The 23,310-nt window shown below is 72.7% G+C and carries 16 protein-coding genes and 2 pseudogenes; 7 read left to right on the top strand and 11 right to left on the bottom strand.

The window, feature by feature from the left end; translation table 11 throughout:
• Window position 1 precedes the first annotated feature (1 nt).
• From EAO75_RS30680 to EAO75_RS30665, 4 genes are all read right to left on the bottom strand, one after another.
• On the bottom strand, window positions 2-2,224 hold the full coding sequence (locus EAO75_RS30680; RefSeq protein ID WP_147998402.1) for an NHLP family bacteriocin export ABC transporter peptidase/permease/ATPase subunit: 2,223 nt from the start codon (window positions 2,222-2,224) through the stop codon (window positions 2-4).
• A complete protein-coding gene (locus tag EAO75_RS30675) occupies window positions 2,221-3,027 on the bottom strand; it encodes an HlyD family efflux transporter periplasmic adaptor subunit (protein WP_147998401.1) in 807 nt (268 codons plus the stop codon). Before EAO75_RS30675 ends, EAO75_RS30680 begins: the two co-directional genes overlap by 4 nt.
• A 145-nt stretch (window positions 3,028-3,172) precedes the next feature.
• Window positions 3,173-3,388 carry a hypothetical protein gene (locus EAO75_RS30670; protein WP_030950723.1) on the bottom strand — a complete coding sequence of 72 codons (216 nt, stop codon included), beginning with the start codon at window positions 3,386-3,388 and terminating at the stop codon, window positions 3,173-3,175.
• Window positions 3,389-3,862: 474 nt separating this feature from the next.
• Window positions 3,863-4,276 carry a PaaI family thioesterase gene (locus EAO75_RS30665; RefSeq protein WP_147998400.1) on the bottom strand — a complete coding sequence of 138 codons (414 nt, stop codon included), beginning with the start codon at window positions 4,274-4,276 and terminating at the stop codon, window positions 3,863-3,865.
• Between the two features lie 189 nt (window positions 4,277-4,465).
• Here EAO75_RS30665 and EAO75_RS30660 point away from each other — a divergent pair, with 189 nt between their 5' ends.
• Window positions 4,466-5,818 (top strand): S1 family peptidase, encoded by a 1,353-nt coding sequence (locus tag EAO75_RS30660; RefSeq protein ID WP_147998399.1) that lies wholly within the window; start codon window positions 4,466-4,468, stop codon window positions 5,816-5,818.
• A 141-nt stretch (window positions 5,819-5,959) separates the two neighbouring features.
• On the opposite strand, the gene EAO75_RS30655 is transcribed toward EAO75_RS30660, so the two are convergent.
• Window positions 5,960-8,110, bottom strand: a complete 2,151-nt coding sequence (locus EAO75_RS30655) for a PP2C family protein-serine/threonine phosphatase (protein ID WP_147998398.1) — start codon at window positions 8,108-8,110, stop codon at window positions 5,960-5,962.
• Between the two features lie 297 nt (window positions 8,111-8,407).
• Here EAO75_RS30655 and EAO75_RS30650 point away from each other — a divergent pair.
• Window positions 8,408-8,932: pseudogene (locus tag EAO75_RS30650) on the top strand (response regulator); the annotation flags it as partial.
• Here EAO75_RS30650 and EAO75_RS30645 read toward each other — a convergent pair.
• From EAO75_RS30645 to lanKC, 4 genes are all read right to left on the bottom strand, one after another.
• On the bottom strand, window positions 8,855-10,945 hold the full coding sequence (locus tag EAO75_RS30645) for an ATP-binding cassette domain-containing protein (protein WP_261989492.1): 2,091 nt from the start codon (window positions 10,943-10,945) through the stop codon (window positions 8,855-8,857). The pseudogene EAO75_RS30650 and the gene EAO75_RS30645 overlap by 78 nt on opposite strands.
• On the bottom strand, window positions 10,942-12,675 hold the full coding sequence (locus tag EAO75_RS30640; RefSeq protein ID WP_147998396.1) for an ABC transporter ATP-binding protein: 1,734 nt from the start codon (window positions 12,673-12,675) through the stop codon (window positions 10,942-10,944). The genes EAO75_RS30645 and EAO75_RS30640 overlap by 4 nt, the downstream gene beginning before the upstream one ends.
• 139 nt (window positions 12,676-12,814) lie before the next feature.
• Window positions 12,815-12,925 carry a SapB/AmfS family lanthipeptide gene (locus EAO75_RS30635; protein WP_062720510.1) on the bottom strand — a complete coding sequence of 37 codons (111 nt, stop codon included), beginning with the start codon at window positions 12,923-12,925 and terminating at the stop codon, window positions 12,815-12,817.
• A 43-nt stretch (window positions 12,926-12,968) separates the two neighbouring features.
• The gene (gene lanKC, locus EAO75_RS30630; protein WP_147998395.1) at window positions 12,969-15,602 is read right to left on the bottom strand and encodes a class III lanthionine synthetase LanKC; all 2,634 of its coding nucleotides are present in this window, start codon (window positions 15,600-15,602) and stop codon (window positions 12,969-12,971) included.
• Window positions 15,603-15,790: 188 nt separating this feature from the next.
• Here lanKC and EAO75_RS30625 point away from each other — a divergent pair, with 188 nt between their 5' ends.
• The 5 genes from EAO75_RS30625 (at window position 15,791) to EAO75_RS30605 (ending at window position 22,063) form a co-directional block, all read left to right on the top strand.
• Window positions 15,791-18,247, top strand: coding sequence for a SpoIIE family protein phosphatase (locus EAO75_RS30625; protein ID WP_147998394.1), 2,457 nt, complete (start codon window positions 15,791-15,793; stop codon window positions 18,245-18,247).
• Window positions 18,248-18,341: 94 nt separating this feature from the next.
• Window positions 18,342-19,409, top strand: a complete 1,068-nt coding sequence (locus tag EAO75_RS30620) for a glucose-1-phosphate thymidylyltransferase (protein ID WP_147998393.1) — start codon at window positions 18,342-18,344, stop codon at window positions 19,407-19,409.
• Window positions 19,406-20,395 carry a dTDP-glucose 4,6-dehydratase gene (gene rfbB, locus EAO75_RS30615; protein WP_147998392.1) on the top strand — a complete coding sequence of 330 codons (990 nt, stop codon included), beginning with the start codon at window positions 19,406-19,408 and terminating at the stop codon, window positions 20,393-20,395. The genes EAO75_RS30620 and rfbB overlap by 4 nt, the downstream gene beginning before the upstream one ends.
• The gene (rfbD, locus tag EAO75_RS30610) at window positions 20,392-21,273 is read left to right on the top strand and encodes a dTDP-4-dehydrorhamnose reductase (RefSeq protein WP_147998391.1); all 882 of its coding nucleotides are present in this window, start codon (window positions 20,392-20,394) and stop codon (window positions 21,271-21,273) included. The genes rfbB and rfbD overlap by 4 nt, the downstream gene beginning before the upstream one ends.
• Window positions 21,260-22,063 carry a class I SAM-dependent methyltransferase gene (locus tag EAO75_RS30605; RefSeq protein ID WP_147998390.1) on the top strand — a complete coding sequence of 268 codons (804 nt, stop codon included), beginning with the start codon at window positions 21,260-21,262 and terminating at the stop codon, window positions 22,061-22,063. The genes rfbD and EAO75_RS30605 overlap by 14 nt, the downstream gene beginning before the upstream one ends.
• 51 nt (window positions 22,064-22,114) lie before the next feature.
• On the opposite strand, the gene rfbC is transcribed toward EAO75_RS30605, so the two are convergent.
• Both rfbC and EAO75_RS30595 read right to left on the bottom strand, forming a co-directional pair.
• Window positions 22,115-22,774: a dTDP-4-dehydrorhamnose 3,5-epimerase gene (gene rfbC / locus EAO75_RS30600; RefSeq protein WP_147998389.1), complete on the bottom strand. Its 660-nt coding sequence runs from the start codon at window positions 22,772-22,774 to the stop codon at window positions 22,115-22,117.
• Window positions 22,775-22,778: 4 nt separating this feature from the next.
• Window positions 22,779-23,310, bottom strand: a pseudogene (locus EAO75_RS30595) (glycosyltransferase family 2 protein); the annotation flags it as partial.

Here is a 23,310-nt window from a genome sequence, read left to right as displayed (position 1 = left end):
CTCAACGCTCCTTGACCAGTGCCGCGTACGCGCCGCCGCGCGCCACCAGCTCCTCGTGCCGCCCGCGTTCGACGATCGTGCCGTGCTGGAGTACGACGATCTCGTCGCTGTCGCGCACGGTGCTGAGCCGGTGCGCGATCACCACACAGGCACAGCCGCGCTTGCGCAGGTTGTCCATCACGACCTGCTCGGTCTCGGCGTCCAGCGCGCTCGTCACCTCGTCAAGGACCAGGATGCTGGGGCGGCGCACCAACGCCCGCGCGATCTCCAGGCGCTGGCGCTGCCCGCCGGAGAAGTTGCGGCCGTCCTGCTCGACCTTGCTGTTGATGCCGCCGGGGCGGCGCATGACCACGTCGTACAGGGCCGCGTCGCGCAGCGCGTCCACCACCGCGTCGTCCGGGATCGACGGGTCCCACAGCGCCACGTTGTCGCGGATGGTGCCCTCGAAGAGGAACACCTCCTGGTCGACGAAGGAGACGGAGGCCGCGAGCGCGCCGCGCGGGATGTCCTCGATGCGCTGGTCGTCGATGCGGATGACGCCCTCCCACGGGGTGTAAAGGCCCGATATGAGGCGCGAGACCGTGGACTTGCCGCTGCCGGAGCCGCCGACCAGGGCGACCTGCCGGCCCGGGCCGACCGTGAGGTCGAAGCCGGTGAGCAGGGGCTTGTCGAGGGGGCTGTAGCCGAAGGTGATGTTCTGCAGTTCGACGTGGCCTTGCAGCCGGCGCGTCGACTCGCCGGTGCCGGGACGGCCGTACAGCGGGTCCGCCTCGAAGTTCTCCACGTCCTTCAGGCGGGCCACGTCGGCGGCGAAGTCCTGGATGCGGCCCGCGACGCCGTTCAGGCGGGTGATCGGGGCGGTGAAGCGGGTGACCAGGGCCTGGAAGGCGACCAGCAGACCGACGGATATGCCGCCCTCGACCGCGCGCATACCGCCGATCCAGAGGATGAGCGCGCTGTTCAGTGAGGCGAGCGTCGGGGCGACCACGCCCAGCCAGGCGCTCGGCACGCCGAGCCGCTGCTGTTCCTCCAGCGTGGTGGCGTGCTGGCCGGCCCACTTGCGGAAGTAGCCGTCCTCACCGCCCGTCGCCTTCATCGTCTCGATCAGTTGAAGGCCGGTGTAGGCGGTGTTGGTGAGCCGGGCGTTGTCCGCGCGCAGCTTCGCGGTGCGCGTGGCGCGCAGGCGGATGACGACGCGCATCGCGACGACGTTCAGCAGGGCGACGCCGATGCCGACGAACGTGAGCTGCGGGTCGTAGGTGTAGAGGAGGAGCGCGTACAGGACGACGACCACAGCGTCCACGCCCGCCGCCGCGAGGTCGCGGGCCAGCGTCTCGGCGACGGCGTCGTTCGACTGGAGGCGCTGCACCAGGTCGGCCGGGCTGCGCTGGGAGAAGAACGTCACCGGCAGCCGCAGCAGATGGCGCAGGAAGCGGGCGCTGGAGAGGGTGGAGGAGATGATGCGGCCGCGCAGCAGGTTCGCCTGTTGCAGCCAGGTCAGCACCACGGTGAGCGCGACGCAGGTCCCCATCGACGCGAACAGCACGCCCAGCAGGGAGGTCTGGCCGCCGATGAGGAACATGTCGATGTAGGTGCGGCTCAGCGCGGGCACCGCGGCGCCGACCACCACCAGCAGCAGGCTCGCCAGGACGGCGGCGGGCATCGTGCCGGCGGTGCCGCGCAGGCGGGCCGGCATCGCCCCGAGCACGCCCGGCTTGCGCCCGCCCTTGGCGAAGTCGTCGCCGGGCTCCATGACCAGGACGACGCCGGTGAAGCTGCCGTCGAAGTCCTCCATGGGCACGAAGCGGCGGCCCTTGGCGGGGTCGTTGATGTAGACGCCGCGGCGGCCGAAGCGGCGGCCCATGCCGTCGTAGACGACGTAGTGGTTGAACTCCCAGAACAGGACGGCCGGCGTCTTCACCTCGGCGAGGGCTGCCGTGTCCATCTGCATGCCCTTGGCCGTCAGGCCGTAGCTGCGCGCCGCCTTGAGCAGGTTGCTGGCGCGTGAGCCGTCGCGGGAGACACCGCACGCGATGCGCAGCTCCTCCAGCGGGACATGGCGGCCGTAGTGGCCGAGCACCATCGCGAGGGAGGCGGCGCCGCACTCCACGGCCTCCATCTGCAGGACGGTGGGCGTGCGGACGGTCTTCGCCCGGCCTTTGGGCACGGGGCGCTTCGGCGGGGCGGCGCGGCGCCTGCTCCGCGTCTGCTCCGCGGCGCTCACGGCAGCAGCCAATCGACGGGTCGCTCGTCGGCCAGCCGGATCGAGGCGTCGGCCACGGTCATGGAGGTGAGCGAGAACGGCGGTCCGTCCGCGGACGACCACTTGTAGCCGCTCTTGGTGCTCGCCCTGCGGTCCAGCTTCACCAGGACCGCGACCGGCCTGCCGTCCTTGGTGAACTGCTCACCCAGCTGGCTGTCGCCGAGGAACGCCGCGATCTGCTGCGCCGACTGCGCGGAGCGGTCCACCGACTTCACATGGCCGCGCAGCACGCCGTACTCCTGCGTGGGTACGGAGGAGACGGTGAGGTCCACGGCGGCCTTGTCGGGGATGGACGCGGCGTTCTCGGCCGGGACGTACACCGTCGCGTACAGGGGGTCCTTGGTGTGGGCGACCTTCTCCACGGCGGCGACATTCGCGCCGGTGGAGATGATCTGCCCGATGGTGGCGGCGAGCCCGGTGACCCGGCCCGCGGCGACCGTGCGCACGACCGACTCGCCCTCGGCGGTACGGACCTTCAGCACGGGGGAGTTGGCCGGCAGCTGCTGGCCCTGCTTGGCCAGGACCGCGGTGACCTGGCCGGCGACCGGGCTCTGCAGGATGTAGCTGCCCTGGCCGTGGGTGAGGATGGCGGGCGCGCCGACCGTGGAGGTCACCGAGCCGGTCACCGCCCACACGGACGCGGCGGCCATGACGACCACCGTCACGGAGAGGACCAGCCAGCCCTGGGGGCGGGCGAAGCGCACCGGAAGGTCGAGCTCCTCCGGTGACTGGAGCTTGGCGAGGGCCTGTTGGCGGAACTGCACGGAACTTTCCCTCACCTGATGATGAGCGGAGACCGGCGCACGTGGGCCGGTCGTGGTGCGTGGCGGTGCCTGCTTGTTCTGCGGCACCCGAAGAGCCCCGGAGCCGGGGAACGGCTCCGGGACTCAGCGGTTGTAAAAGGTGCGATCAGAGACCGGCGACCAGGCCCGTGACCGGGGCGGTGTTCAGGCCGGTGACACCCTCCACGGTGCCGACGACCGTGTCGACCAGGCCGGAAACCGGGGCGATGCCGTTGACGGCGTCGAGGGCACCGTTCACGGCGTTGACCTGCAGGCCGCCGGAGACGTTGTCGAGCTCGGCGTCGGAGATCTCGACGGTCGCAACCTGGGGGGTGGAGTTCATGATGGAACTTCCCTTCCTAATGGGTATTTCACAAGGGGGAGCGGCCCCTCTGGGGACAGATGACGGCCGCGACCGCTGGCGCCCGGCGCCCGTTTCCGGGAACCGTTCGTGGCTCCTGCGGTGCGATGGATCAAAGCACGCTGCGGGTGCGGGCTTCCAATCAAACGTAGGCCTCACCAGGGCACTTGAGTCTCACAGGCCTCGATCCGTGCAGACGAGGGCACGCCTTGTCGGCGACTTCTTCACATGCGTCACAGCATCGGCCCGGACAGGCTGTTGCCACCGCTTGGAAAGCGCATGCCGGTGCGGTGGCGAATCCGACACTCCCGCCTCAAGGGGGTGACCGGCGGTAGCCCCCTTGTGCAGAACCTCGGCGCCCGGTGACTTGGTTGAGTATTGAATGTGCAGATTCCCTGAAGCCAAGATTCCGCTCGGGATTCCCAACCGACCGTTACTGATCGGTGGCAGATCGTGTCAGCCCAGAAGGGCATACACCGTGCTGGCACGGGCCGCGATTTCCCCTGAACTCTCGTCCGTGATCGAGATGTCGGCGAACGCCATGCGGCGGCCCAGCTTGGTGACGACCGCTTCGATCAGGACATCCGAACCGATCACCGCGCGCTGGAACGACGTCGACTGCTGCACCGTCGTCATCGGCCCGTAGGCCCCGCGCGCCGCCGACACGGCGATCACCGTCGCGGTGTCGGCGGCGGCCATCAGCGCCTGCCCCGACAGCGCGCCGCCCTCCCGGGCCAACTCCCCCGACCAGGGCATTCGCAGGATCGCGCGGTCGTCCTGCACCGTCTCGACCCGCAGCCCGAGCTGGAGTACCCAGGGGGCGAAGTTGGCGGAGAGGATCTTGTCGGCTTCGGCGGTGGTCATCGTCATATGGGGGATTGTTCCCGCCGCCGGCCCCGTGGACGCGTTGCCTGGCCGAATAGGTGGCYCGAGTCGGTTGCCCGCAAACGGAATTGAACGCCCCACCCGGCCCGTGCGTACCCATTGCCAACCAGGCGCCCCGAACAGCTGCCGCGAAGACGGCGGCACAGACCCCGTCCCCCCAGGAGGTCGAGAAGTTTGAGTCACAAGCGAATCCCGAAGCGCAAGGCCGCGATAGCCGCGGGCAGCGTGGTGGCGCTCGGAGCGGCCGCGATCCTGCTGCCGAACGCCAACGCTTCGCAGGACGGCGCGTCGGACGACGCCGCCGCCCCCAAGACCCTGAAGTCCGCGGACGCCTCGGATCTCGCCTCGCAGCTCGCGGGAATGCTCGGAGACGCCTTCGCCGGTTCGTACTACGACGCCGAGAGCCAGCAGCTCGTCGTCAACGTCATCCCCGGCGACAACAACAACGTGGTCGTCCAGGCGACGAAGGCCGGCGCGAAGGTCCGTGAGGTCGAGAACAGCCTGTCCGAGCTCGCGTCCGGCGCGCAGACCCTGAAGTCCGAGGCAACCATCCCGGGCACGGCCTGGGCGGTCGACCCCAGAACGAACAAGATCCTCGTCACCGCCGACAGCACCGTCACCGGCGACAAGTGGGACACGCTGGAGTCGACCGTCGACAGCCTCGGCTCGGGCATGGCGACCATCAAGAAGTCGGCCGGCACCTTCAAGACGTTCCTCTCCGGCGGCGACGCCATCTTCGCCGGCGGCGCGCGCTGCTCCGCGGGCTTCAACGTCACCGCGGGCGACGGCACCCCCGCCTTCCTGACCGCCGGTCACTGCGGAGTCGCGGCCGAGCAGTGGTCGGACGCCGAGGGCGGCCAGCCGATCGCCACCGTCGACCAGGCCACCTTCCCCGGCGACGGCGACTTCGCCCTCGTGAAGTACGACGACCCGGCGACCGAGGCCCCGAGCGAGGTCAACCTCGGTGACCAGACCGTCGCGATCAGCCAGGCCGCGGATGCCGAGGTCGGTCTCCAGGTGCTCCGCATGGGCAGCACCACCGGGCTGAACGACGGTCAGGTCCTCGGACTCGACGCCACCGTGAACTACCCGGAGGGCACGGTCACCGGGCTCATCCAGACCGACGTCTGCGCCGAGCCCGGCGACAGCGGCGGCTCCCTGTTCACCCAGGACGGGCTGGCGATCGGCCTGACCTCCGGTGGCAGCGGCGACTGCACGGCCGGCGGCGAGACCTTCTTCCAGCCGGTGACCACGGCCCTCGCGGCGGTGGGCGCGACCCTTGGCGGCGACGCCGCGGGCGGCGCGGGCGCCGGTGACGAGGCCGGCGCGGGCGACGAAGCGGGCGCCGGTGACGACGCCGGTGCCGGTGCCGGCGAGGAAGCCGGTGCGGGTGAAGAGGCCGGAGCCGGTGAGGAAGCCGGAGCCGGTGAAGAGGCCGGAGCCGGTGAAGAGGTCGGCAACGGGAACGCCGACGGCACGGGCAACGGCCTCGGCGAGATCGTCGGCAACGGCGTCGGCAACAACTGACGCCCTGACACCGACGCCCGGATCCACATGATCCGGGCACACTCAGAGTGACGCGGACGAACGTGGTCCGGCCCTCCGGCGGGAGGGCCGGACCGCTTCGTTTTCCGGGGGCCGGCAGTCCGGCCACACCCGCACCGCCCGTCAGCCCCGTGCCCGCAACAACAGCAGCGCCACGTCGTCGGCCCGCTCATGCACCGACTCGCTGTGCCGCACGAGCAGATCGGCCAGCTCGTCCAGCGGACGATCCCCGGCCTGCTCCAGCACATGGCCGAGCGCGGCGAGCGCGTCCTCGATGTCGACGCCGGGAGACTCGATCAGGCCGTCGGTGTAGAGGACGAGCACACACCCTGGTGTGAGGTCGACCTCCGCCGTCGGATAGACGGGCGAGCCGTCGATGCCCAGCAGCGGGCCACCGGCGAGGTCGAGCACCCGCACCCGCCCGTCCGGCCGCCTCAGCAACGGCGGCGGATGCCCGGCACGCGCCATCACCGCCCGCCCATGCTGCGGGTCGAGGCGCAGATACAGACAGCTCGCGAACAGGTCGGAGCCGAGGTCGATCAGCAGCCGGTTGGTGCTGCGCATGACCTCCTCGGGAGCCTGCCCCACGGTCGTGTACGCCCGTACGGCGGTGCGGATCTGCCCCATCAGCCCGGCCGCCGTGACGTTGTGGCCCTGCACGTCCCCGATCACCGCCGCCGCCAGACCCTGCTCCGTCGGCACCAGGTCGTAGAAGTCGCCGCCGATCTCCATGCCGCGCGTGGCGGGAAGATAGCGCGCGGCCGCCTCGATGCCGGGCAGCGACGGCAGCGAGTGGGGGAGCAGCGCGGCCTGAAGACCGTGCGCCAGCTGGTGCTTGGCGTCGTAGAGCTGGGCCCGCTCCAGCGCCTGCGCGATGAGCCCGCCGAGACTGGTCAGGACGGCGCGCTCGTCCGCCGGGAAGAGGTGCGGCTCGGCGTAGGCGAGCACACAGGTGCCGACCGGCCGGCCGGAGGCGATGAGCGGCAGATACGCCCAGGCCCCGAAGCCGTCGGGGATCGAGTGCTGCGTCGGATACAGCCGCTCCAGGTGGTTCTGGGACTCGAAGAACGCGGGCACGCCGGTACCCAGGGCCTGAGCTCCCGGGGTCGGCTCGGCCAGCGGCAGTCCGTCGAACCGCTCCACGATGTGCGGATCCGGATAGCCCCGGTGACCGAGCACGTGCAGCCGCCCCGCCCGCGACCCGAGGACGACCAGGGCCTGGCTGCCGACGGCCGGGGCGATCTCGTCCGCGACCAGCTGCACCACGTCCTGCACGCTCGCCGCCTCGGTCAGCGCGCCGGCCAGGCTCAGGACCTGGGAGATGGTCACCAGCCGGGACGGGGCGTCGCCGGGCTGCGGCCCGCTGCGGGCCATCTCCGCCACCGCCCGTGCCCGGCTGATGCGCACGCTCAGACCGGTCGTGCTCGGATACATACGGAAGGACAGCCAGTCGCCGGGCGGGCGCAGCGCCAGGAACGACGTGGTCTGCTGGCTGAGCAGCGCGGCCCGGTAGCGGTCCTCGTAGACGGGGTCGTTGAGCCACGGGACGGCCGCCCACAGCTGGTTGCCGAGCAGCCGGCTCACGGGGACGCCGATCAGCTCGGCCGCCGCCGGGTTGGCGAAGCCGATCCGGCCGTGCAGGTCGAGCGAGCACAGCCCGTACGGCAGCCGCGACGCCATGCGCGCCGCCTCCACCGTGCCGAACCGGCCGGGCGTGCCAGCGAGCGCCGACCCGGCGACCAGATCGGGTTCCGGCAGGGGCGGGCGGCTCGCCTCGATGGCACGCTCCAGCCGCACCGCGAGCCGCCGGCAGCCGGCCGTCAGATGGTCCCGGTCCCGCTCCGACAGCTCCGGGGGGTGTGAACCGGGCCAGGTCACGAAGATCGCGCCGTAGGCGCGGGTCTCGGTGGCCACGGGCAGCGCGGCCAGCGCGAACTGATACGGCAGGACGACCGCGATCCGCGGAAAGCGGGCCGCCATGTCCTCCTCGCCCGGGATCCACACGAGCCGCCGCTCGCGCACCGCCTCGGCGACCGGGATCGGCGCGCTCAGCCCGACCCGCTCCCACGGCGCCGCGAACGCCCTGGGCAGCCCGGCCATCACCGCCATCTCCAGTACGGGTTCGTCGGCCGACAACAGATACACGGCACCGGAGTGCCCGTGCACCTCGTCCATCATCGAGGCCAGCGCGAGGGACAGCAGCGGCCGGCCGACCCGCGTCCTCGCGGCCGCCGGCGCCTGTGTGGACGTCTGCCCGTCGGACACCCCGACCACCTCCTCCGCGGAGCCGCGCGACGGGTCCCAGGGCTCAAATCTGCCCCCTGACGGCGCGCGGCGCACGGCGAGCGGCATCCCGCGCCCCGCGCGGGAGAGCCGCGCGTACCCCTTGACCGTGCGCCCATGCCCCCACAGTCGATGCGCGACACGGCGTGTGGGCGCCGCACGTGCGCCCCCGCGCACCCTGATGGCTGGTTCTTCGCGCCCGCAGACAGTCGCAAACGCTAAGAATGGGGCACGCGCTCAACACCATGAAGCGACGAATGCGGCGAACGGCGAGCTGGAGGGGCGGCAGTGATCCGTGTCCTTGTGGTGCACGACGCGTGTCTGGTGCGATCGGTGCTGGCCGAGTGGCTGCGCAGAGAACCCGGCCTGGGGGTCTACGACACCCCCTGGCGCAGCGCCTGCGCACGTGTGCGATCGGTGCGCCCGGACGTGTGCGCGGTGGACCTGGAGTACTCGGACACGTACGGCATCCCGCCACTCGGTGAGCTGCGCGCACGGGAACCCGGCCGGACACCACCGCACCTTCTCGTGCTCGCCAGTGCGAAGCGGCCGGGTCTGCTCAGGCGCGCGCTGGAGGCGGGGGCGATCGGCTACGTCGACAAGGAGGGCTCGCCGGACAACCTGGTGCGCGCCATACGCCGGGTCGCCGAGGGGGAACGTTTCGTCGACGACTCGCTCGGATTCGGGTTCCTCAAGGCCGCCGAGATGCCGCTGACCCGACGGGAGCTCAGCGTGTTATCCCTCGCCGCCGAGGGCGCGTCCGTCGCGGAGATCGCGGGGAGCCTGCACCTGTCCAACGGGACCGTGCGCAACTACATGGCGGCCATCACCCGCAAGACCGGGGCCCGCAACCGCATCGACGCCATCCGGATCTCGCAGGGCGAGGGATGGCTCTGACCGCTCGCGCGGTACGGGAGTCCAGGCGCCTACGAGTTCGCGGTAGCGCGCCGAGTTCCGGACGAGCTCGTCATGCGTGCCGTACGCCGTCTCGCGGCCGTCCATCATCAGGACCCGGTCCGCCCGGCTCGCCGAGGTGATGCGGTGGGCGACGACGACCAGGGTGGCGCCGGGGCGGGCCGCGAAGGCGCGTTCCGCGCGTTCCTCGGCCGCCGGATCGAGATGACAGGTCGCCTCGTCGAGCAGCGCCAGCCGGGCGTGCGACAAGTAGGCCCGGGTCAGCGCGATCAACTGCCGCTGGCCGGCGGACAGGGCCGCGGGATCCACGTGGCCCTCGGGCCCGCCCAGCGCGTCGAGCAGCTCCAGGAGGCCGACCGCCTCGGCTGCCGCGAGCAGCTCCGCCTCGGGGAGGGGGTCCGGCCGCAGATGGGCGAGGTTCTCCGCGAGGCTGCCGGTGAACACGTACGCCTCCTGCGGAATGAGTACCCGCCGGGCCACCGAGCCCGGCCCCACCGCGGCCCGTCCACCCACCCGGATCGTCCCGCACCGCGGCTCCAGCAGCCCGGCGACCAACGCGGTCAGCGTCGACTTCCCGATGCCGCTCGGCCCGACGACGGCCAGGTGGGAGCCGGGCGGGAGAGCCAGGTCGAGATCGTCGATCACGGGGACCGCGGTGGGGCTGTAGGCGAAGGTGACGCGGGAGAGGGCGAGGGCCGGGGGTGCGGTGGCGCACGGGCGATGCGTGGGTGGCCCCGGCGAGTGGGGGTGCTGGGGCAGTGGTCCGGGAGCCCCGGCTGCCGACGGGTCGACGCCGCGGTCGCAGGGCGGGTCGGATCGGGGTCGGCTCCGGTCGCCGATCGGCCCGGGCGCCTGCTGGGGGTCCGGGGTGTCCCGTCGCCGCCCCTGGCGGTCGTGTTGCGTGGCTCCCGCGCGCGGCCGGCGTCGCTGGGTCGTCATGCCGGACACGGGGCGCCCGCCACGACGCCCCGCCACACTGTCGGCGACGCTCTCCGGCGCCAGCCGCCGTAGCACCACCGCCAGGCGTGAGCCGCTCGTGCCCAGGCCGTGGACCAGGTTGTGCAGGGCGGGGAGGAGGGACTGGGTGACGTACGAGAGGGCGCCGACGAGGGCGCCGGTCGTCACGCCCCGGTGGAGGAGCCAGGGGGCGGCGGCGAGCAGCAGCACGATCGGGAGCTGTCCGCCGAGGGCGAGGGCGGCCACGCGTACGACGCCGAACCGGGCGAGGGAGCGGGCGGCCCGCCGCTCGGCCTCCACCAGGTGCCCCACGTCCACGGCGGTCCGTTCCTCGGCACCGGAAGCCGTGATGTCCCGCAGCCCCGGGCAGATGGCGCCGAGTCGGTCGGCCAGGGCCTCGTCGGCGGCGAGGAACGTCTCCTGCCGGCGGGCCAGCGGGCGCAGCGTCGCCGCGAACAGACCGACCCCCGCGACGAGCGGCGGCAGGACGACGAGCAGCAGCAACGGGGCGAGCGAGAACAGGCCCGCAAGCGCGCCGACGGCACTGAACACGAACGACCGCGAGACCATCACCAGCCCGGCGAAGGTGTCCCGCGCGATCTCCACCTGCTGGGTCAGCCCGGACAGCGCTCCCCGGTCCGCCTCGCGCACCCCGCGCTCCACGACCCGCCGCACGAGCCGGTCCCTGAGCGGCTCGACCAGCGCCGCGACGGCCGCGTACACCCGAGCCGTGCCGTACGCGCCGACCACGACCCCGACCCCGGCGACCCCGAGCCACCCGAGCCCGGCCGCAGTGCGCCCCTGGAGGAACCCGTCGTCCAGTGCGCGGGCCGGGGCGTAGCCGATGAGGAAGCTCTGCCCCGTCTCCAGGACCGACCACAGCCCGAGCGGCACGAGAACCCGCCACCGGGCCCGCAGATGGCGCAGCCCTCGGGAGAGGAGCCGGCCGGTCATCGGTGCGCCTCATCCGACGCCGCGGAGGCATCCGCGGGCGTTCCCGTCAGCGTCTCCCGGTACGCCGCGATCCCCCACAGCTCCTCGTGCCGCCCCACCGCTCGCACCCGCCCGCCGTCCAACCACGCCACCGCGTCGGCCCGGGCCGCCGTGGCCGCCCGGTGGGCGATCAGGAGGCGGGTGGCGGGCGAGCCGCCGTCGGCCAGGGCTTCGGTGATGCGGGCCTCCGTCACCGTGTCCAGGCTGGACAGCGCGTCGTCGAGGATCAGCAGGCGGCCACCGTGGGCGAACGCCCGCGCGAGACCGAGGCGTTGGGACTCGCCGCCGGAGCGTGGGGCGTCGGCCAGGGCGGTGGCGTATCCGTGTGGCAGGCGGCTGACGAAGTCGTCCGCGTGGGCGGTGCGGGCGGCCTGCCGGATGCGTGCGGGGGAGGGGGCCGTGAGGGAGAGGCCGATCGCGTCCTCGACGGTGCCGCCCAGCAGGACGGGGCGTTCGAAGGCGTAGGCGACGGCGCTCCGCAGGTCGTCGTGGGTCAGCTCGCTCAGGGGCACGCCGTCGAGCAGGATCTCGCCGCCGTCCGGATCGGCCAGTCGCCCGGCGAGAGCGGCGAGCACCGACTTGCCCGCACCTGAGCGGCCGACCACGGCGAGGGTGGTCCCGCCGGGGACGACGAGGTCGACGCTGTCCAGCACGGTGGTGCCGCCGCGCCGGGCGATCACCCCGCGCAGCTCCAGCCGACCGGGGCCGGGAGGCAGTCGGCGCCGGCCGTGGGCGCAAGCGGGCTCGGCGACGACCTCGCCGAGGCGTCCGGCCGCCGCCCGGGCCCGGGCCACGCCCGCGAGCTGTGCGACCAGCATGCCGACGCCGGTCGCCAGGACCGCGTAGCGGGAGGCGGCGAGCACCTCGCCGACGGACAGCCGGTGGCGGGCCAGGAGCACACCGGCGACGGCGACGACGCCGAGTTGCAGCAGCGGGGCCACGGTGACCGCCTGCGCGGCGGCCCGGCCCTGCACCTGCCACATGCGGTGCCCCGCACGGGAGAGTTCGGGCAGCGGACGCAGGACCCGAGCCGTCTCCCGGTCCGCCGTGCCCGCGGCCGCGATGGTGCGGTGACCGTCGACGGCCTCGGCGAGCGCGGCCGCGATCCGGCCCTGTTCGCGCTGGTACCGGGTCACGCACCGGGAGGTGTCACGGGCGAAGGTGCGCAGCAGTACGGCCAGTACCGGTGCCCCGGCGAGGAACGCGGCTGCGAGCCAGGGGTCGATCAGGGCGAGGGCGACGATGCCCCCGACCGGGCCGGTGAGCGCGGCGAGCAGCACGGCACGGGCGGCCGGTGCGGTGCCGGCCTGCGCGGCGTTGCCGACGAGCCGCGCCACCAGGTCGCCGGCTCCGAAACGGTCGGTGGCCCGCGGGCCCATGGCCAGGACGTGCCCGGTCAGCCGACCCCGCAGCCAGGCCGTCGTGCGGGCGTCCACGGTGCCGACGAGCACGCTCTGGCAGGCGTCGAGCAGGGCGAGCGTCAGCACGAGTGCGGCGCAGCACAGCACCCAGCCCGTGGCCGGAGCCCCCGCCAGCAGCAGGTCCAATGCGCGGCCGAGCGCCGCGGGGAGGAGCAGCCCGGCTCCGGTCGCGGCGGTGCTCACCAGGCACAGGGCCGCGATGCGGGCACCGCTGTGCCGGGTGGCCGAGCGCGGCAGCGCCCGGCACGGGTCATCGGCAGCGGTCGTCATACGGCTGCGGCCTCGCTCCCTGCTCCGGGAATGAGCCCCTGGCCCCGGAAAACGAGCCCTGGGCTCCGGAAAATGAGCCCCGGGCGGTTCCCCTCCCACGCAGGAGGGGAACCGCCCGGAGCCGTGACTGCACGATGTGTCAGAGGCAGAGGGTGATGCTGGCCTGGCTGGCGCAGAGCAGCAGGCTGGCCACGCTGCCGCCGCCGGTGTGCTCCTCGGTCTCCATCGTCTGCAGGTCGAGCAGTGCCATGTCGTTCTCCTTCTCATGGGGACGGGGTTGTGCCACGGCTCCGTCAGTTCGCGGAGCCGCGTTCCGGGCGCCGCGGTGGCGGCGGGAGGAAGGGCAGGTGGGCCGGGGCCGCGCCCGCCGCGTCGGTGCCGAGGGCGGCACGCAGGGCGAGCAGACAGCCGGCCGTTCCGGTGCCCAGGTCCATGGAGAGCCGCATCATCTGATGCCCCGGGAAGGCCAGTTGGCCCTGGTAGGACATCGCGTACCAGCCGAGCCCGGCGATCTGCTCGGCCGGCCGGTCGGCGCCGGCTCCCGGTGTGGTCGTGCGGCTGAGGTGGAGGATCATCCCGGCACGTCCCTGGAACAGGCCGGGCTGTGCGTAGAAGCGTGAGGTGGCTGCGGTGAGGATGCCCGCGCGGGCCCGCTCGAAGGAGCCGGTGTCGTCGTCGGCGTGGGCGAGGTAGTCGTCGAGGACCATCCCCACGCCCACGCTGCCGTCGCCCAGATACGGCATGGTCCGCCAGCCCTCGTCGACCTCCAGCGAGCCGCCCTTCTGCTCGACGCAAGCCGCCAGGTCCCGGCGCACTGCCTCGCCTGCCGCGTCCAGCAGCCGGGGCTCACCGGTCCGCTCGTACCGCCGCAGCAGGAACAGCGCGGGACCGCTCGCCCCCCGCAGCAGCCCGGCGCGGGGCCGGTGCCCGTCCGGTGACGGTTCGGCGAGACGCCGTACGAGGATGTCCGTGGCCTCGGCCGCACGCTCGCCCAGCTCCGGCTCGCCGGTGGTGTGCGCCAGCTCGTCGAGGACCAGGCCCAGGCCGGCCAGCCCGCCGCGCAGGTCCGAGGACAGGCGCTGCCACCGCTCCCGCAGGACCGTGTCGATCAGGTCAAGGGCCCGCTGCCGGTGGCCGAGCAGGTCGAGGACGTGAGCCACGCCCGCCAGGCCGTCGTACAGGCCCAGCGGCGTGCCGGTCGGCGGCGGGTCCGTGTGGTCCAGCAGCCAGCGCTCGCCCTCGTCGTAGCGCTCGGCGCCCGACGCGGCCAGGGCGTACAGCACACCGGCCGCGCCATGGGCCAGGCCGAGCCCGCCGCCGTCGGAGAACTGGCCGATGTCGCCGGGAAAGAGCCGGTCGTCGCGTTCCGGGGTGGCCGACGCGAGCAGCGCCTTGACCATCGAGTCGCGGCTGTAGGGCCAGTCGCCGGGCTCCACGAACGACACGGGAACCGAGCCCGGCCGAGGCAGCCGCGGCGCCTCGGCCACGTCCCGGGTGATCTCGGCGACCGCTTCGTCCAGGAACCGCCTCGGCACGTCCGGGAACCGGTCCGCGATCACCTCCGCCAGGTGCGCGGCCTTGTCGCGGTCCACCACGAACAGCGTGGTGACGGGCAGGAACAGTGCCAGCCGCAGGCAGGCCAGCGCATAGCGGTCGACGTCCACGCCCCTGCGGTCCGGCGGGGCCAGGAAGCCGGGGTGGGCGACGACCTGGCGGCCGTTCTCGCCGACCGGCGCGGCCGCCTCGAAGTCGAGCAGGGACACCGACTCCTCGTCGGGGGCGACCATGATGTTGAAGACGTGCAGGTCGTTGAAGACGATCCCGCGCGCGTGCACCGCCTCCACCGCCCGCTCGACCGCCCGGTGGATACGCAGCACCCAGGCCGTGTAGTCGGCCACGGCACGCGGATCGGGATCCGGGCCGATCAGCGGGTGGCGCTCGGCGAAGAAGGAGTTGAGGGTGCGTCCCTCGACGAAGTCCATGACCAGGAAGCGGTGGTCGCCGAGCAGGAACCAGTCCCGTACCTCGGGCACCACCCCGGTGCCCGCCAGCCGCTCCAGGGCGTACTTCTCCCGCTCCAGCCGGGCCACGGCGTCCGCACCGTCGGCGGCGAGGCCCGCGTGCGGCCTGCCCTCCTTCAGCACGACCTTGCGTCCGTCGCGCGTGTCCGTGCCCGCGTACACCCCGCCGCCGTTGGAGAAGTGCAGTGCCTTCTCGATGCGGTACGGCAGTTCGCCCACCGTCGTGGTGTTGCGGGCCGCCAGATGCGGCTCCAGGAACGCGGGCAGCGTCACCCACTGCGGTACCTGGAAGGACGGCGTCCGCCGGTCCGGCACCAGCGTGCCCGCGCCGTCCCGCACCGCCGGCACCAGCGCACCGCGCTCGTCGACGACGAACAGACGCGCGAAGGCGCCGTACCGGACATACAGCGGACCCTCGCCCCAGCGCAGGTCGGTCAGGATGTACGGCCCCTCGAAGCCCTCCAGCAGCCGGCCCAGCTCGCGCAGCACCGTGTGCAGCTGCTCCTCGTCGGCCGGGTAGACGGTGACGAACTTGCCGCTGGAGTCCCGGCCCGCGTACTTGGCGTTGCGCAGGTGCAGCAGGTGCGGGCCCGGCACGAACTTGAAGGGCACGGCCCGCGGCACGCAGTAGTCCCAGACGATCCGCGCGATCCGCTCGGCGTTCGCGAGGGTCGCCGAGACATGGATCTTCCAGCCCTGGGCCCGGTCCGGGAGCGGGCTGCCGTCCGCACCGAGCGGCGCCAGCGTCAGCCAGTCGCCGATCCGCGCCGACGTCCACCCCTCGGGGACCTCGCACCGCGCGGTCTCGTACAGCGGCGCGGTCCGCTGCCCATGGGCGGACAGCCGGTCCGGCGTCTCGTAGAAGTGCCTGTCCGCCAGCGCGTACACCTCGTAGCGCTTGTCCATACGTCCCCCTCCGCAGGCCCGGCACCGAGCCTTCCAGCGGGCCGGCTGCCACGGACAGTCACGCCTGTCACGAGATCACCGTGCGGAACGCATGCGTAAAGACATGTTCGGCGCCTTTCGAGCGCCGCGGCGTTCGACGGGTCCAAGAACGTTCACAAGGGCTGCGCAGGGGGCTCATAAGCGCTGTAATGGCGGACGTGGTCAAAGAGGGCACCGCGGAACGCAGGACGAGGAGTCTGCGCGCCGAGCGGGCCCTGAAGGCGCTTACTGTCGATCAGGACTCGCCCGAGCGGCTGCGGCGGGTCCTGGAGCAGGCACTCGTCTTCGCCGGAGCGGCCTTCGTCGCCGTCTACACACCGAGTGAGGACGGCGAGCTGCTCTGCCTCGTCGAGTCCGTCGGAGTGCCCCGCACGCTGTACGGCCTGCGCGACGGGTACGCGCTCGCCGGGCGCTCCCCGCTCGCCGACGCCCGGCGCACCGGCCGTGCCGTGTGGCTCGGCCCCGAGCAGCTCGCCCACCGCGCGGAGTCACGGCGGACGCCGTCCGGGGACTTCTCACTGGCCGTCCTTCCCGCCGAGGGCGACGAGGGCGGCGGATGCCTCCTCGCCGTGAGCGAGAGACCGGGAGGCTTCGACGCCGAGGACCGCGGGTGCCTGGAGCTGATCGCCGGGGCCGTCGCCTACCCCGCCCCGCCCGCCGCCGCCGAAGCGGGTGAGCTGCCGGTCAACGCCTTCAGCCTCGCCATGGACACCGGCCGCGTCGAGGTCGGCGACGACATCCTGCGGCTCTTCGGCCTCGGCCCGCAGGCCTTCGACGGCAAGGTCGAGACCCTGCTGGGCCTGACCGTCCCCGAGGACCTGCCGTCGCTGATGTCGGTCGTCGAGGCGGACCACATGTCCATCGGCGAGCGCGAGCTGGAGTTCCGCGTCCTGCAGCCCACCGGCCCGCCCAAGTGGCTCAGGCTGCGCGGCCGCCTGGTGCCGGGCGGCGAGGGCAACCCCGCCCGCCTCGTCGGCACCGTCGCCGACGCCTCCACCTTGCGCGCCGAGGTCACCGACGTGGCCCGCGTCCAGCGCCTCGCCGCCGCCCTCGCCACCGCCGGCACCGTCCGCGACGTCAGCCACGCCGTGGTCACCGCGCTGCGCAAGCCGCTGCGCGCCGACCGCATCGCGCTCGCCGAGCTGGAGCACGACCGCCTCGTCGTCACCGTCCTCGACCCACCCGAACCCGAGTCCTGGCCCGCGCTGTGGCGCCTGGAGTGGCGTACCGAATGGCCGGACGCGCCCGTGCGCGCCATGCCCACCCTCGCCGCCGCCCTGCGCGAGGGCCGCGCCCGGATCTGGCCCGCCGGCAGCCCGCTGGAGCCCGCCCTGGCCGAGGTCGGACCCGGTGGGCTGGCCGTCCTGCCGCTGCCCGCCGGGGGCCGGATGGCCGGTGCCTGCCTCATCGGCTGGGACACCCCGCACGAGTTCGGCCCCGACGAGCGCGCCCTGCTCACCGCCTCCGCGGGCCTCGCCGGGCAGGCCCTGATGCGCGCCCACGCCTTCGACGCCGAGCACGAGCTCGTCGGCATGCTCCAGCGCCAGCTGCTGCCGCGCCGCCTTCCCCGGCTGCCCGGCGCCGTGGCCGTCGCCCGCTATCTGCCGACCACGGCAGGGCTGGAGGTCGGCGGCGACTGGTACGACGTGATCCCGCTGTCCGACAACCACGTCGCCCTGGTCATCGGTGACGTCCAGGGCCACAGCGCTGCCGCCGCCACCCTCATGGGGCAGATGCGCACCGCGCTGCGCGCCTACGCCGCCGAAGGACACCCCCCGGACGTCGTCGTCCACCATGCCAACCGCCTCCTGATGGACCTGGAGACCGACCTCTTCGCCACCTGCTGCTATGTCGACGTCGACCTGGAGGAGGGCTCCGCCTGGTGCGTGCGCGCCGGACACCTCCCGCCGGTCCTGCGCCGGCCGGACGGCGGGACGGAGATCGCCGAGGCGGAGGGCGGCCCGCCGCTCGGCGTGATGCGGCAGGCCGACTTCCCGATGAGCCCGCTCCGGCTGGCGCCCGGCACCGTCGTCGCCCTGACCACCGACGGCCTCGTCGAGTCCGCCGAGGACGACATCGACATCGGCATGGACCGCCTCGCCCGTGAGCTCGCCCGCGCCGACCCCGCCCACCTCGGCCTCGTCGCCGACGCCCTGCTGATCGGCGCGCGCCGCAACGACGACATCGCCCTGCTCCTGATGCGCTACGACGGCATGGCCGTACGACCCCTGCGCGAGAGCTGGACGGTGTGGCGCGTCCCGCAGGCCGTCGGGCACGCCCGCCGCTTCACCCGCCGCACCCTGCGCGAATGGGGCGTGCCGCCGCCGGAGCGGGACGCCGTACTGCTCGTGGTCTCCGAGCTCGTCACCAACGCCCTCGTGCACACGGACGGCCGTGTCCGCCTCGATCTGACCCTCGTCAACCACCGGCTGCGCGTCGCGGTCGCCGACGCCTCGCCCCGCTCACCCGTCAAACCGACGAGCTTGAGCTGGGAGGCGACCGGCGGCCGCGGGATCCTCCTGGTCGAGGCCATGTCGGTGACGTGGGGAACGGTGCCGGTCAGTGGCGGAAAACAGGTGTGGAGCGAGATCGCCCTGAGCAACTGAAGCCCGCATTCCGGTGAACACCCGACGGCTCGGGGGTGGCGTACAAGCCAACCGACACCGTCAAAATGGCGGAATCGGGGCTAAGGTGAAGCAGATGAAGGCTCTTGTGCTGTCCGGTGGCGCCGGTACGCGCTTGAGGCCGATCACGCACACTTCGGCCAAACAGCTCGTGCCGGTGGCGAACAAGCCCGTGCTCTTCTACGGGCTGGAATCCATCGCCGCGGCCGGCATCACCGACGTCGGAGTGATCGTCGGTGACACCGCCGCGGAGATCCAGGACGCCGTGGGGGACGGGTCCAAGTTCGGCCTGGAGATCACCTACATTCCCCAGGAACGCCCGCTGGGACTGGCGCACGCCGTGCTCATCGCCCGGGACTACCTCGGTGACGACGACTTCGTGATGTACCTCGGCGACAACTTCATCGTCGGCGGAATCGCCGACCTCGTCGAGGAGTTCCGCGGCAACCGCCCCGACGCCCAGATCCTGCTGACCCAGGTGGAGGACCCGCGCGCCTTCGGTGTGGCCGAACTCGACGACGCCGGCCAGGTCGTCGGCCTGGAGGAGAAACCCGAACGGCCCAAGAGCGACCTCGCGCTGGTCGGCGTCTATCTGTTCACGCCGGTCATCCATGACGCGGTCCGCTCCATCACCCCGTCCTGGCGCGGCGAGCTGGAGATCACCCACGCCATCCAGCACCTGATCGACTCCCGCGCCGACGTGCGCTGCACCGTCATCAAGGGCTACTGGAAGGACACCGGGAACGTCGCCGACATGCTGGAGGTGAACCGCACCGTCCTGGAGGGCCTCACCCGCCGCATCGACGGCGATGTCGACGAGGCGTCGGAGGCCGTCGGACGCGTCGTCGTCGAGGAGGGGGCGCGCATCGTCAACTCGCGCATCGTCGGCCCCGCCGTGGTCGGCGCCGGCACCGTCGTCGAGGACGCCTACATCGGCCCCTTCACCTCCGTCGCGGAGAACTGCCGTGTCACCGACAGCGAGCTGGAATTCTCCATCGTGCTGCGGGACTCCACGATCCACGGGGTGGGCCGCATCGAGTCCTCGCTGATCGGCCGGCACGCGGAGGTCACCCCCGCGCCCAGCCTGCCCAGCGCCCACCACCTCGTCCTCGGAGACCACAGCAAGGTGCAGATCCACACATGAACCTTCTCGTCACCGGCGCCGCCGGCTTCATCGGCTCGACCTACGTCCGCACCCTGCTCGCCCGCGACACACCGGACGCGCCCGACGCGCCACGGATCACGGTGCTGGACAAGCTCACCTACGCCGGCACCCTCGACAACCTCGAACTCGGCCACCCCCGGCTGGAGTTCGTGCAAGGGGACATCCGGGACGCCGAGTTGGTCGACAAGCTGATGGCCGAGGCCGACCAGGTGGTGCACTTCGCCGCGGAATCCCATGTGGACCGTTCGATCGAGGGCGCCGGCGACTTCGTCCTCACCAACGTCGTCGGCACCCAGACCCTGCTGGACGCGGCCCTGCGCTACCGCGTCGAACCCTTCGTGCACGTATCGACGGACGAGGTCTACGGCTCTGTCGAGACCGGCTCGTCCACCGAGGAGGACATCCTGCGGCCCAGCTCGCCGTACTCCGCCTCCAAGGCCTCCTCGGACCTGCTCGCGCTCGCCTACCACCGCACCCACGGCCTCGACGTGCGCGTCACCCGCTGCTCCAACAACTACGGCCCGCACCAGTTCCCCGAGAAGGTCGTCCCGCTGTTCATCACCAATCTCCTCGACGGCGAGCGCGTCCCCCTCTACGGCGAGGGCCTCAACGTCCGCGACTGGCTGCATGTCGACGACCACTGCCACGGCGTCGAACTCGTGCGCACCAAGGGCCGCCCCGGCGAGATCTACAACATCGGCGGCGGCACCGAACTGAGCAACAGGGACCTCACCACCCTGCTGCTGCAAGCCTGCGGCGCCGACTGGGACCGAGTGCGGCACGTCGAGGACCGCAAGGGCCACGACCTGCGCTACTCCGTCGACTGGACCAAGGCACGCACCGCACTCGGCTACCGGCCCCGCCACGACTTCGCCGCGGGCCTCGCCGCCACCGTCGCCTGGTACCGCGACCACCGCGCCTGGTGGGAGCCCCTCAAGAGGCGCGCCGGTGAGGAGCACGGATGAGGTGGCTGGTCACCGGCGCGGGCGGCATGCTCGGCCACGACCTGGTCGGAGAACTGCGCGCCCGCGGCGAGCAGGTGACCGCCCTCGACCATGCCGCCCTCGACATCACCGCCCCCGCATCCATCGAGCGCGCCTTCGCCGCCCACCACCCCGACCTGCTCGTCAACTGCGCCGCCTACACGGCCGTCGACGACGCCGAACAGGACGAGGCACGCGCACTGCGCGTCAACGGCGACGGCCCACGCCTCCTCGCCAGGGCCTGCGCCGCCCACGGGGCCCGCCTCATTCACCTCTCCACCGACTACGTCTTCGCCGGGGACGCCCGCACCCCTTACGCCGAGGACGCGCCACCGGCCCCCCGCACCGCGTACGGCCGTACCAAACTGGCGGGTGAGCGCGGTGTGCTGGAGGAACTCCCGGCCGCCGCCGCGGTGGTGCGCACGGCCTGGCTGTACGGCGTCCACGGCCACAGCTTCGTCCGCACGATGATCGAGCTGGAGGGCCGCCTGGACACCGTTGACGTCGTGAACGACCAGCGCGGCCGGCCGACTTGGAGCGCCGACGTCGCCGCGTTCCTCGCCGACCTCGGCCCGCGCGTCGGCCGCGACGCGACCGGCGTCCTGCACGCCACCAACTCCGGTGAGGCCACCTGGTACGACCTGGCCCGCGAGGTGTTCCGGCTCCTCGACGCCGACCCGGACCGGGTGCGCCCCGTCACCAGTGCGGCCTTCCCGCGGCCCGCGCCACGCCCCGCGTACAGCGTCCTCGCGCACGGTCGCAGGCAGCGGCTCGGCCTGGCTCCGGCACGTGACTGGCGCACCGCCCTGCACGAAGCACTGCCCCGGATCCGCAAGGAGACCCTTCGTGAAACGCCATGAGTTCCTGCGGGAACTGCACAAGGTCAGCGGCAACCGCAACTACCTGGAGATCGGCGTCAACGACGGCCGCAGCCTCCGGCTCTCCCGCGTCCCCACCATCGCCGTCGACCCCGCCTTCAAGGTCGTCACGGAGATCCGCTGCGACGTCCACCTGGTCAAGGCCACCAGCGACGACTTCTTCGCCCGCGACAAACCGCTCATCCACCTCAAGGGCGGCCGCCATCCGCTGCGCAACCTGCGCCGGGGGCGCGGCCCGTTCGCGTACTGGCGCCGTACCGTCCTCGACCTGTCGTTCATCGACGGGATGCACCTGTTCGAGTACGCGCTGCGGGACTTCATGAACATCGAGCGGCACTCGGACTGGACGAGTGTGATCGTCTTCGACGACATGCTGCCGCGCAACGTCGACGAGGCGGCGCGGGACCGGCACACCGGTGCGTGGACCGGTGACGTGTACAAGATCGCCGAGATTCTCGGCCGCCATCGCCCTGATCTGGTGACGGTGCTCGTCGACACGCAGCCCACCGGGCAGCTCGTCGTCTTCGGGGCCGATCGTCGCAACACGGTGCTGCGTGACCGGTACGACGAGATCGTCGCCGAGTACGACGTGCCCGATCCGCAGAAGGTGCCCGAGACGATCCTCGACCGGGCGGGGGCGGTGGCGCCCGAGGCGTTGCTGGGGGCGAACTTCTGGAAGCCGCTTGCGAGGGCGCGATCTCTGAGGGTGGGGCGTGCTCGGGGCTGGGAATCACTGCGGAAGACGGTCGGACAGGCCGTCGGCGGGCGCTAGTCGTTCAGTGCGCAGAGCGCCATCGGGGGTGCCGCCATGTGCCGTGCTGCGTCAGCGGCTTGGTGGTGGCTGGCCGCGCAGTTCCCCGCGCCCCTTGGGCGGCGTTGCAGAACCGGCGTCATGACGCAACTCCTCGTAGCGGGCCATGCACGTCTCGTACGACGGGAGCAGCCCAGCCTGTCGGGCCTGCGCCAGCGACGGCGCCTGCGCGTCCTTCTGTGACAGCACCGGTGCGATGTGCTCCGGCCAGGCGATGCCCAACTCGGGGTCCAGCGGGTCCACCCCGTGTTCGTGCTCCGGGGCGTACCCGGTCGAGCACAGGTAGACCACCGTGGCGTCGTCCGTCAGGGCCATGAAGGCGTGGCCGAGCCCCTCCGCGAGGAACAGGGCGTGGTGGCTGTCGTCGTCGAGGCGCAGCGCCTCCCAGCGGCCGAAGGTGGGTGAGCCGACGCGGAGATCGACCACCACGTCGAGGACGGCGCCGCGCAGACAGGTCACGTACTTCGCCTGTCCCGGCGGCACGTCGGAGAAGTGCACACCGCGCAGGACGCCCCGGCGGGAGACCGAGCAGTTGGCCTGGGCCAGGGCCAGGTCGTAGCCGGTGGCCTCGCGGAACTCCGTGCCCCGGTACCACTCGTGGAAGCTGCCCCGCTCGTCCGGGAACACCTTGGGCTCCAGCGCCCACGCGCCTTCGATGCCGAGAGAGCGCATGCCGTCACCTCCTGCCGGCCCGGGCCCGCAGCCGGGTCGCCGTCCGGCCCACCACCGTGCCGAGCCTGCGACGGGCCCGGCGGACCAATCGCCGTAGCGCACCGGGGCCGGGGGCACGCACGGCATGCACCCCACCGACGCCGGCGCGCAGCACGAAAGGCAGTGCGAGGAAGCGCGGACCCGGCACGCCGAGCGCCACCCGCCAGGTCGCCCCCCTGAGGTCACCGAGCGGCAGCTCCGCCTCCAGCAGCGCGCCGGACACCTGTGGGGTCAGCCTGGCAGGCACCTCGTGGGTGCCGCGGGAGGAGGTGAGGCGCAGGGAGACCTCGGTGCCGTCGCGGGGGACGTGGAGCGGGAGCGGCAGCCGGAGCCGGCCCCCTGCCGTCGTCACGTCGTCCGGGGTGAGGGCGCCCAGTCCGAGGCGGCCGGTCGTGCGGTCGACGTCCAGGGCGAGATGCGCATGCGGTGAGGTCCAGTACGGCAGGACGACGTGATCGCCGGCCAGGGCGGCGGACGGGTGGGGGCGGGCACTTCGC

This window comes from Streptomyces sp. UW30 (genome assembly GCF_008042075.1).
GTDB lineage: Bacteria > Actinomycetota > Actinomycetes > Streptomycetales > Streptomycetaceae > Streptomyces.
Note: the sequence above shows the minus strand (reverse complement) of the source record. Positions and strands in the feature narration are given on the sequence as shown.